The organism is Candidatus Mycoplasma haematobovis (assembly GCF_001645765.1).
Classification (GTDB): Bacteria; Bacillota_I; Bacilli_A; order Mycoplasmatales; family Mycoplasmoidaceae; genus Eperythrozoon_B; species Eperythrozoon_B haematobovis.
The window spans coordinates 1-8009 of the sequence record NZ_LWUJ01000003.1; the positions used below are offsets into that span (position 1 = coordinate 1).

At 27.0% G+C, this 8009-nt stretch carries 10 protein-coding genes; 6 read left to right on the forward strand and 4 right to left on the reverse strand.

Annotated features, from left to right (window positions below):
- The coding region (locus A6V39_RS00095) for a restriction endonuclease subunit S (protein WP_222702661.1) at positions 1-942 on the forward strand (942 nt) is incomplete at its 5' end.
- 37 nt (positions 943-979) lie between these two features.
- On the opposite strand, the gene A6V39_RS00100 is transcribed toward A6V39_RS00095, so the two are convergent.
- Positions 980-1339: a hypothetical protein gene (locus A6V39_RS00100; RefSeq protein ID WP_187149635.1), complete on the reverse strand. Its 360-nt coding sequence runs from the start codon at positions 1337-1339 to the stop codon at positions 980-982.
- 827 nt (positions 1340-2166) lie between these two features.
- On the opposite strand from A6V39_RS00100, the gene A6V39_RS00105 reads away from it, so the two are divergent.
- Positions 2167-2415, forward strand: a complete 249-nt coding sequence (locus A6V39_RS00105; RefSeq protein ID WP_187149636.1) for a hypothetical protein — start codon at positions 2167-2169, stop codon at positions 2413-2415.
- A 116-nt stretch (positions 2416-2531) separates the two neighbouring features.
- Here A6V39_RS00105 and A6V39_RS00110 read toward each other — a convergent pair whose 3' ends face one another.
- Complete coding sequence (locus tag A6V39_RS00110; RefSeq protein ID WP_187149637.1) at positions 2532-2999, reverse strand: hypothetical protein; 468 nt, start codon at positions 2997-2999, stop codon at positions 2532-2534.
- 327 nt (positions 3000-3326) lie between these two features.
- Here A6V39_RS00110 and A6V39_RS00115 point away from each other — a divergent pair, with 327 nt between their 5' ends.
- Positions 3327-3734 (forward strand): hypothetical protein, encoded by a 408-nt coding sequence (locus A6V39_RS00115; protein WP_187149638.1) that lies wholly within the window; start codon positions 3327-3329, stop codon positions 3732-3734.
- A 342-nt stretch (positions 3735-4076) separates the two neighbouring features.
- Here A6V39_RS00115 and A6V39_RS00120 read toward each other — a convergent pair whose 3' ends face one another.
- Entirely contained in the window at positions 4077-4493 is a 417-nt protein-coding gene (locus A6V39_RS00120) for a hypothetical protein (RefSeq protein WP_187149639.1), read from the reverse strand.
- A 367-nt stretch (positions 4494-4860) separates the two neighbouring features.
- Between A6V39_RS00120 and A6V39_RS00125 the strand changes: the two genes are divergently transcribed.
- Positions 4861-5115, forward strand: coding sequence for a hypothetical protein (locus A6V39_RS00125; RefSeq protein ID WP_187149640.1), 255 nt, complete (start codon positions 4861-4863; stop codon positions 5113-5115).
- A gap of 186 nt (positions 5116-5301) precedes the next feature.
- Here A6V39_RS00125 and A6V39_RS00130 read toward each other — a convergent pair whose 3' ends face one another.
- The gene (locus A6V39_RS00130; protein ID WP_187149641.1) at positions 5302-5796 is read right to left on the reverse strand and encodes a hypothetical protein; all 495 of its coding nucleotides are present in this window, start codon (positions 5794-5796) and stop codon (positions 5302-5304) included.
- 56 nt (positions 5797-5852) lie between these two features.
- Between A6V39_RS00130 and A6V39_RS00135 the strand changes: the two genes are divergently transcribed.
- Positions 5853-6239, forward strand: coding sequence for a hypothetical protein (locus A6V39_RS00135; protein WP_187149642.1), 387 nt, complete (start codon positions 5853-5855; stop codon positions 6237-6239).
- Positions 6240-7473: 1234 nt separating this feature from the next.
- Positions 7474-8009: restriction endonuclease subunit S (locus tag A6V39_RS00140; RefSeq protein ID WP_187149643.1), on the forward strand; the 536-nt coding region annotated here is incomplete at its 3' end.

Sequence of the window (8009 nt, forward strand, 5' to 3'; positions counted from 1 at the left end):
ATTGGGAAATTGGGAAAGATTAATATAGATAGAGAATTCCTATTTAACAGCCATATATTAAAGATAGAGCCTATATCTGACAAAGTCAATAGAGATTATCTTTATCATTTCCTAATTTCCAAATCCAAAGAAATAGAGAACTTGAAATTAGGTGTAATACTTCCTGCATTAGATATTGATAGATTAAAGAAAATCAAAATATCTCTACCTGATTTAGCTACTCAATCAAGAATAGCTAACAAACTAAATAAATTTTGAGAACTATCAAAAGAGCTTGAAAAAGAGCTTAATTTAAGAAAAAAACAATATGAATATTATAGGGATGAGTTGCTTTCATTCAAACAAGATAACAAGATCGAATGATTAACATTAGGAGAAATAGCAACTGAACTATATAGGGGCGTTGGAATAAAGAAAGATGAAGCTATTGAAGGGGTTGGACATCCATGCGTTAGATATGGTTGAATTCATACTTCAAATTTAATTTATTTTGATAAGTGTCCATTTGGAATAGATGAAACGCTAATAAAAAACAAAAGATATGCCGAAAAAAATGACTTATTATTCGTAATAACTAGCGAAAATATTCAAGATATAGAAAAATCATGCGCCTACATAGGAAAAAAGCCAATATTAGTAGGTGGAGATATAGTGATCATGAAACACAATCAAAATCCCAAATATTTAGCTTATACGCTATCAACAGGGGATGCTTTATTACAAAAAACTAAAGGAAAAATAAAATCCAAAGTAGTTCACTCTAATATAGACCAAATAAAAAAATTAATAATTCCTATTCCCTCTTTAGAAAAACAACAAGAAATTGTTAATTTATTAGATAAGTTTTGAGAATTATCAAATAATATTAAAGAAGGATTGCCTGCCGAAATATTTTTAAGAAAACAGCAATATGAATATTACAGAAACAAGTTATTAATTTAAAATGTCGCCCCTTAACAAAGATGAACTTTAATCTTTCTTATAATTGTTTGCATTCGGCACGAAGTCTTGCAAAATCATTTTGGCCCTCAAAAATAGTGTTTTGAGAAGCACATCATTCTTTAAATCTTTTAGCTATCTGATAATCTGTAAGTGATTCACCTTCCGCTAATTTAGTATTTAGATTATGCCATTCTTTCCATAAATCATTATTTTCAGGCAAAAAAACTTTTTTCTCAAAATTTTTCCACTTCGTATTAAATCAATTAGCATTTTGTTGTGCTCAACCTTCCTGTGTTGATGAATCCTTAAAACTTAAATTTTGTCACCCGTAATAACCTCCTGCCGCTGTAATGCCAGTTATTGCCAGTCCTATTAAAGATTTTGCTATATTATCCATGAAGATCTTCTATTTAATATTACAAAATCCGTCATAATAGTAGTCGTTGAATTAATTGATTCAAAAAAAATAAGTCAATTTTTTTAATTAAATTAACGAGAAATGTCGCAGTAACTTTAGAGTCAAGACATCCCAATTTAATTATTAAAGAGATTAATTTATGAAATACACTAAAAGTAAAAAACGAGCTATTATTAAATAAATAAAAGCTTTTAATTGTTGAATTATGAATAAAAAACTAATATCTAATTTGTTAGGGGGGGGGTTGCAATTTTAGTTGCTTTTTTTGTTGGAACCACAATCAAAGATTTCGTTGATTACAACCAAAAAATAAAAAATAATAGGAATTTAAAATCACATTTTTTAAAAAAAATAGCTGAAGATTTTAAAGGGTATCGATTTCCAGATTGAGACGATCATAAAAGTTGAAAAACTTTATATGCATGAGAGAAAGGAAAAATATTAGATGAATCTTACTCTTCATATGAAGATATGAGAGACGCATGTTATGGATGAATAGTTAAGGATAAAGAATTTTTGCAATGTTCTTCTTCAAGTGGTTGATGTATGGATTGCATAATGATTGAAAAATAGAGATTAAATTTTTGAAAAATTAACTTAAATTTAAAATAAAAACTTATCTTAATTGATTGAAAAACTTGTTTCAATTATTCATTGAAATTTACAAAATAAAAACAACTTTTTTACTGGACTTAAATTAAATGATACTTTAGATTACAAGAAAAAATGTTGCACGTTATTCAGAAATATCTAAAATTTTTCTAGCATCTTCTGGATTAAGTAGCTCTTCGGGGGAAAGATGATACTTGCCAGAATATACAGATCTTGAAACATGAAAAAGGACTCACAATTTAAAACATACAGAAGATAATTCTGACGCAAATAGACAAAAGAGAACTGGATTTTTAAATAGTTTTCCAAATTGAGAAAAATTTAGGGATTATTGTTATTCACAAACAGAAAATAAATATAATCAATGCGGTAATGGAGAAGGTTGATGTATGGGTTGCGCTAAAGATGGTTCTTGAAAACGGGATAAAAGCAGAGGAAGATAATCGCTTACTAGGATAAAAAATAACTACCTTTAAAAAACATTAAGTTCACATATACGCAGTAAACAATTTGAACATAAAAATTGTTTTCATTATACCTCATAAAATGAAATTTTTAATTAAAGATTAAATTTTGCCCCCTCTTCAAGACAGAAATCTTCAATAATATCTTCATCTCCTTTAAATTTTTCGCTCTCAGAATTTCAAGCTTTATTGCAATATTGAGCTAATAATCTTCCTTCAAAATCGCCAACTTGAATAGCGCTTTCCTCTCAATCAAAATAACGAGCAACAGAACTAGAATCAACCACTTTAGACATAGATGCTATTAGACGTTTTCTTATTTGTGGTTTGCTTGGATCAGAGTAATATCTTTTTATTTTTTCAATTTTAGGTTTTCAAAAGCCAGAATTGTATTTTCCACCCACAAACTCAGAATTAATTTTTACAGAAGGGAATTTACCTTTAAAGGATTTTATTTTGGGGGTTGTTGGGGGTTGTTGGGGGTTAAATAAAAATCAATAAGAAGTTGCTCCTGCTAAAGATATTGAACTTGTAATTCCTGCAGAAACAATTTTTCAATTCATAATGTACAAGCTTAACTTATTAAACTACTATAGCGAAATAAATAATAATTTCAATACAAAATACAAAAACATCTTGACTCTTATAAATTAATTTAAAAGTTACAAAAGTTTAGCGAGAAAATATCTTTATTTATTAAAAAACTTTTTATTAGGCTTAAGTTTTGGAGTTATGCATTCTTGAGTTAATCCTATAAAATTTTTTTTAAAATATGGTTTGGTATTAGAAAAAAATAACCAATTACAAACAAGAAATACGAAAAAAATTTTTTGAAGGAAAGTTAACAATATACTTGTTAATTTCTATAAAAATATACATCTTTTTCAAAAGTGAACAGTAAATTAATAATTAAATTACTAGGGGGGGGGGTTGCAATTTTAGCTACTTCTTTTGGAGGGATTAAACTAAATGATACTTTAGCTTACAACTCTAAAATTAAGCGCTACAATAGATTAAGTGAAAATTTTAAATTAAAGCGCTCAACAGGGGTATTAAAAAGTTATTATTTACCGGATTGAGATAATGATGTTCATTGAAAAAAACAATATGAAAGGGAAGTGTCTTCAGATAGTCGGGGGAATAACGTTGAAGCTACACAATTCAGACAACAATTTCCGACAATTGAATCACTAAAAGAATATTGTTTTGAAGAAGCAGAAAAGGATCAAAATTTAACTAATTGCAATGTTAGTAGTGGTTGATGCGATAAGTGCGCAAGAGACGAGTCCTGAGGTTAAAAAAATATTATTACACACAAATGATCTCCTTCTGTCTGTTACTTAAAAAAACAAAATCTGTTTAAATTTTCTACTCTTTTCGAATTTTTTAAAACCTTTCCCACAGAGAGAACAGGATTATCAGCGTTGCATCAATTTTTTTCAACTATTAAGAGTTCTTGAATCTCCAAAATTAACATTTTGATATCCATAGTAACCTCCAGCAACTTATATTGCCGGCCCTAATAAGACGTTGCTATATTATTCATATATGATTGTTAATAAAATTTCCTTTTGCTACAAATAATAAAGAATTTTTTAAGAACACTACAAACTGTTAAATTAATGTTCTTAAATAAAGAATTACCAAGTAATTTTTGTAAATTCACAAATTGAATCTCTATTTAAAATTTGAGAATATTCCTCAGGAATTTGAATAGAATCATTTGATTTTTCACATCAAGATATTAATGATGTTTCAGCTGAACCATCATCTAAAAAACGATCATTATCTCCAAGCATAAAATAAACAAATGCACTTGGATGTGAATTAATAACCGCCGCTAATTTTCGGCTATTTACATCGTCGCCCTTGTATTTAACAAATGCCTGTTCCAATAACCTCAAGCCGTTTGCTTTTTTTTCTTGTCTAGAATCAAACTTTTGTTTTTGGTTAATAACTGTTTTTTGTGAAGGAAAAGCGACCAAGGCCGTACCTGTTATAGTTGCGCCAGTTAAAGCCAGTCCTATTAGAAACTTTACAATAGTAGCATTTTTCATTTAAAGACTAATATCTTCATCATTTTTAATAAAAAAATATTGATTCTTCTCTAAGTTTTTTGACTTCCAAAAAAATGCAATATTAATATCTATAAAATAATTTATTTAAAGCAAATTTACATTAATTCAAAAACTATTGATTGTAAAAGTCACACATTAATTAAACTCAAAAAGAGTTTTTCCAAAAAATGAATAGAAAATTAACTTTTAGCTTGTTAGGGGGGGGGTAGCAGTTGCAGTCGCATCTTTTGCTGGCATTGAAACAAACAACAAAATACAAAGTAATAAAAAATTAAGATATTTTGGAGGATTAAGATCTAAGCTTGGCGAAGCCCTTCCTAAAATACCCGGACTTAAGAGCTATACTATGCCAAACTGGGATGATGATGAAGTGTGAAGAAAAAGATATTATGAAGGGGATCAAAAATCAATATATATCCGTAAAGGAAGTGAAGATATAAGAATGAGCTTGGCCAATCCTAAAGAACTAAGAGATGCGTGTTATGGAATGATTTCCGATAAAGACAAAGAGTTTAGCAGTTGTAATTCTACACAAGGTTGATGTAGTCAATGCTTAATTGATAGAAGTTGATACAACAACAAATACAAAAATATTCCTTAAAAATGTTACTAAGGAATACAAGGATTAAGAGTTTCTTCAAGAAAAGAAATATTACAAATAAATAATCAAAGATGAAATTTTTTAGAATATTTCATCGTTATTTATTCACAAATTTTATGATGAACAATAAATAAAAATATATCTTCAAAAATTCAATTTTTTTAAATCAAGAATAAATACTTTTTGTTAATAAGAAAAAGATCTAGAACTATCAACACACAATTCTTTAACTATATCTTCTACTTCCTTATGTTCTTCATTTGAGCTTCAAATTTCATTGCAATATTGAGATAACAACATAGCTTCTACATCCATATCATTTGGATTAAACTTTTCAACTTCCATATATCTATGAATTGTTGAATGCTTATTATTCGGCATAACCTTGAACATTGAAGTCATTAATCTCTTTTTTTCTTCATTACGGTTGTTTAAATAATATTCTTCTAATTTTCTAATTTTAGGTATTCAAAATGTTTTATTTTCGCTATCTGTTATTTGTCGAGAAACAGGAGGTACATACATTCTAGGAAATCTTTGCTTAAAAGAATCGGCCTTAGGGATTGTTTTTGTGATTTTTTTCTTATTATCGGGAGCAGAAGAAGATAAAAAATAAAAAGAAGAGGCCCCTGCCACAGACAATAAGCCTGTGACACTCAAAACAATACTTTTAAAATTCATTATTTTCTTTTAATAAAAGACGTAACCTAAACTTTTAATTAAAAGAAAAAATCTGAATGGATTTAAATATTAACAAAAAATTAATTAGTAGTTTAATAGGGGGGGGGGTGATTTTAGCTACTTCTTTTGGAGGAATTAAACTAAAAAATAAACTAGACTATAGTTCAAAAATGAATCACTACGAAAAATTAAATAGTCATTTTTCAGAAAATGCTCCTGGGCATATCAAAAGTGGTTGATACATTCCGAAATGAAATGATCATGAAGGGTGAAAAAAAGTTCATCAGCGCGAAAAAGGAATAATTCCTGGTTTAAGGGGAGCATATACAACTTATGAAAAAATGAGAGAAACCTGTTATGAACTTATTACAAAAGACAAAAAATTTGATAATTGTTGGGGAGCGTCCGAGACTTGATGTACTGCTTGCGCACGATCAAAATAATTTTAAATTACTTAAATTAAGAGATAATATAAGTTTCAACAAAATTTACCTAGTTGAAATAATGATACTATATTGAAAAAATGAATCATTTTTTAAAGATAGACAAACTCATCCTGAAGCCGTGCTCTCCTATCGCTCAAAGAACCATGGCTTTAAATGTCAAAAAAAGACAAAATAATGTCGACTGCAATGAAAACATAGAGATGAATCGATGATTGCATAAGGAATAGAAGGCTATTTAGTAATTATCCGAAAAACCTTATATTGATAAATTATCAAAATAAATTTTGATGCTCTATTAGGAATAGTTAATGTTTAAATTATGCGATAAAACAATGTTAAATAAAATCTTTTGCAAAATTTAACTTTAATTAAAACAAAAATTCACTTTATCTTAAAATTAGAAAGAATACCCTAATTACTAATCAAAATTTGCAAAATAAAGATATATTTTTTAATAACTACTAAAAAATCTTTAATTTAAGTTAACTATTTCAAGTAGTTTTGTAATAAATAAAGTGGCTCTATTTAGTTATTAAATATAAAAATCAAAATAATAAATTGTATCGTTTCCCAAAAATAACAATAAATTCTTTTGATTATCACTTATCAAACACATTATTTTAAGATGAAATTAATTTTATTGAGCTTCATAAAATTAAAAAAATAATTTTTTAGTTACTTATAAAATTTCAAAAATTGTATTTATTGCTCACAAAGTTAAGAGCGCTATTATCTAACCAAGGAATAACTCCTATCATTATACAAGGACAAGCTAATAAAGTCTTTCGATTATTCATAAATTAGAGAGTGCTAAATTTGATTTTACAATTTTTATTTTGACCAAAAATTCTAAATGGAAGCTCTAACAAAAGCAAATGTAATTATGGATATTTAGAAAAAATTTCAAATGTAATCATTATGCATTGCGAAAAAATAAAAATTACTTCGAACATTAACGAGTTTGAATATATCAAAATGAAATTCACTTAATGCCTTAAAAGAAAGAATTTATTTAAGATCAAATAAAATATGTTTTATTTTTTGAAAAGTTAATAAACAATCTATTAAAGGCGATTACAATATTTGTGTCTCCTTTTAAAGGACTTTAAAATAATACAATACAGTAGCTTATTAGTTATGTAAAAATTATTTTAATATTGACATAAATTAATTTTTTTAAAAATAAACACTTATTTACTAATTCTTTTTTTTGATATTAAAATCTTAATCAATGGACATACTTCAAGATGGCTTGGAAATTAAATACTTAACTCTTCAGCAAGTTAGCAAGTTTAGATTAGGATTAAATACTGATAAGGTTATTTTAGGGGGAAATAGAAAATTAATAAGAACTGGAAACATAAATAATGGGAAAATAAATCAAAATAATTTGATTTATTTCCAAGAAAAAAATTCTTCCCAAGACTTAAATAAATATCTTGTTAAGAAAAATGAAATTGTAATAACAACTAGAGGAGAAGTAGCTAAGATAGCAATTAATGATTCTAATGAAGAAATATTTTTTAATAGTAACATATGTCTTCTCGAAACTGATCAAACACTAGTATTCAACAGGTATCTTTATCATTACTTACTAAAAAAGCAAACTTTAATTAAATCTTTATCTCACAAGACAGCCTTACAAATGCTTAATATCGAAAAGCTAAAAGAAATAACAATTCCTTTACCATCTTTAGAAAAACAAAAAGAAATTGCTAATTTATTAGATAAGTTTTGAAAATTATCAGAAGAGCTTGAAGAAGAGCT